Origin of the sequence: Streptomyces sp. NRRL S-495 (assembly GCF_000966955.1) — a bacterium.
Taxonomy (GTDB): Bacteria; Actinomycetota; Actinomycetes; order Streptomycetales; family Streptomycetaceae; genus Kitasatospora; species Kitasatospora purpeofusca.
The window spans coordinates 1-2,521 of record NZ_JZWY01000106.1 but is presented as its reverse complement, the minus strand read 5'-3'; the positions used below and the strand labels follow the sequence as shown (position 1 = coordinate 2,521).

Sequence of the window (2,521 nt, the reverse complement as noted above, 5' to 3'; positions counted from 1 at the left end):
CCGTGCTGCTGCTGACGATGCCCGGCAGCTACCTCGACGACATCTGGCTCGCCCCGATAACCGCCGTCTACACGGTGGCGGCCGAACGCCCCCACTCCCGGGTGGTGCTCCCCTGCGCCTCGCTCTTCGCGCTGGTGGAGTTCTTCCACTGGCCGCTGTCCGAGCAGTCCTTCGAGCCGACCCGGGACACCGCGCTGTACGCCATCCAGTCCGTGATGCTCGCGGCGGGCCCGGCCGCCACCGGTCTGCTGTCCCGGACCAGGCGCGAGCTGGCGGCCCGGCTGGACGAGCTCACCCGGGGCCAGGCCCGGGAGAGCCGGCTGCTGGCCGACCGGGTGCTCAGCGAGGAGCGCAGCCGGCTCGCCCGGGAGATGCACGACGTGGTCTCGCACCAGGTCAGTCTGATCAGCATCCAGGCGGGCGCGCTCCAGGTGTCCACCGCCGACCCGGCGGCCTCGGGTGCCGCGGCGACCATCCGCGAACTGTCCGTGCGCACCCTGGAGGAGCTGCGACAGATGGTCGGCGTGCTGCGGGCCGGCGGGCCGAGGACCGGTGCCCCGCTGGCCCCGCAGCCCAGGCTGGCCGACCTGCCCCGGCTGATCGAGGAGAGCGGACTGGCCGCCGACACCGAGCTCGCCCCGGGCGACCGCCCCTGGCCGGAGGCGGTCGAGCGGGCCGCCTACCGCACCGTCCAGGAGGCGCTCACCAACATCACCAAGTACGCGCCGCAGGCCGCGGTGCACGTCCGGATCCGGGCCCGGGGCCGACGGCTGCGGGTCGAGGTGCGCAACGACGCCCCGCCGGTCCGCCCCGACCGGATCCTGCCCGGCGGCGGCCACGGCCTGGTCGGCCTGCGCGAACGCGCCCAGCTGCTCGGCGGCTCGCTCGACGCCGGCCCGACCCCGGACGGCGGCTTCGAGGTCCGCGCCGACCTCCCGGCGCCGTCCTCCTGAACCGGGGCCCCGGGCCGCCCCCGGACCGGCCCCGGAGTCCGGGACGCCGCCGCCGGTGCGGGACCGGGTCCGGCACCGGGGAACAAAAAAGCCCCGCAGATCCGAAGATCTGCGGGGCTTCGCTGTGCGCGAGGGGGGAGTTGAACCCCCACGCCCTTTCGGGCACTGGAACCTGAATCCAGCGCGTCTGCCTATTCCGCCACCCGCGCATGGGTGTTTTCACCGCTTGCCGGTCGATCAGCCGATCCGCTCGGTACCATGTGGCCTTCGCGTTTCTTCGATCGGGCCGCCCGGTGGGCGCCCCTTCCGACATGCAAAACAGTAGCACGACCTGCGGGTCACCTCCGAATCCGTTCCCGGGGGAGGCGGAGCGCATCCGAACGGATGCCCGGCGAACAGGCGAGCGAGGGATGGCGGGCCCGCCGGGCGGGTAGCCCTGGCATGCTGCCGCCCGCATGCGTCACCCTGTGTGTCCGAGCCCACCCCCGGGCACCACGTGGTCCGGGAACCGTACGGATGGCCCCGGCGTGGATACGATCAGTACGGAAGTACCGCAAGTAGGCGCGACCGGCTCCCCCCGGAAACCGGTCGGCAGGCAGGCGAACGAACCCTGGAAGGGGGTGCCCCATGGGAGTGCTGAAGAAGTTCGAGCAGCGACTTGAGGGTCTCGTCAACGGCACCTTCGCCAAGGTGTTCAAGTCCGAGGTCCAGCCCGTGGAGATCGCCGGAGCGCTGCAGCGCGAGTGCGACAACAACGCGAGCATCTGGAACCGCGAGCGGACCGTCGTGCCCAACGACTTCATCGTCGAACTCAGCCCGCACGACCACGAGCGGCTGAGCCCCTACTCCGGGCAGCTGGGCAACGAGCTCGCCGGCATGGTCCGCGAGTACGCGGAGGCCCAGCGCTACACCTTCATGGGCCCGCTGCAGGTGAACCTGGAGAAGGCCGACGACCTCGACACCGGCCTGTACCGGGTGCGCAGCCGCACCCTCGCCGCGGAGGAGCCGCAGCAGCAGGCCCCCGCGCAGCCGACCCAGCCCCCCAGCCCGGCTACGGCCGCCCGCCGGCCGCTCCGGCCCCCGGTGCGCCGTGGCAGCAGGGCGGCGGTGCCCAGTACGCCGCGCCCCCGCCTCCGCCGGCCGCGCCCCCCGCGACCCCGCCCGCCGCGCCGACCGCCCCCGCCGGCGGCACTGTGCGCCCCTTCCCGGGCGCCGGCCACGGCACCTCGGTGCGCCGCTGGATCGAGGTGAACGGCGCCCGCCACCAGATCTCCGGGAACGCCTGCGTGCTCGGCCGCTCCACCGAGGCGGACGTCCGCATCGACGACCCCGGAGTGTCCCGCAAGCACGCCGAGATCCGCCCCGGAACCCCCTCGATGGTGCTGGACCTGGGGTCGACGAACGGCATCGTGGTGGACGGACAGCACACCCAGCGCGCTACGCTCCGCGACGGCTCTCGAATCGTCGTGGGCTCCACCACCATCGTCTACCGACAGGTCGAAGGGTAGAGCGGGCGCGGTTATGTCAGAACTGACCCTCACGGTCATGCGGCTGGGCTTCCTGGCCGT

The 2,521-nt window shown here is 73.3% G+C and carries 1 protein-coding gene, 1 tRNA gene and 1 pseudogene; 2 read left to right on the top strand and 1 reads right to left on the bottom strand.

The annotated features are described in order from the left end of the window. Positions 1-953 (top strand): histidine kinase (locus VR45_RS07815; RefSeq protein ID WP_045938934.1); only part of this gene is annotated, 953 nt, incomplete at its 5' end. 125 nt (positions 954-1,078) lie between these two features. Here VR45_RS07815 and VR45_RS07810 read toward each other — a convergent pair. Then, a tRNA-Leu gene (locus tag VR45_RS07810) sits at positions 1,079-1,162 on the bottom strand. 418 nt (positions 1,163-1,580) lie between these two features. On the opposite strand from VR45_RS07810, the pseudogene VR45_RS07805 reads away from it, so the two are divergent. Further along, a pseudogene (locus tag VR45_RS07805) lies at positions 1,581-2,461 on the top strand (DUF3662 and FHA domain-containing protein). Positions 2,462-2,521 lie beyond the last annotated feature (60 nt).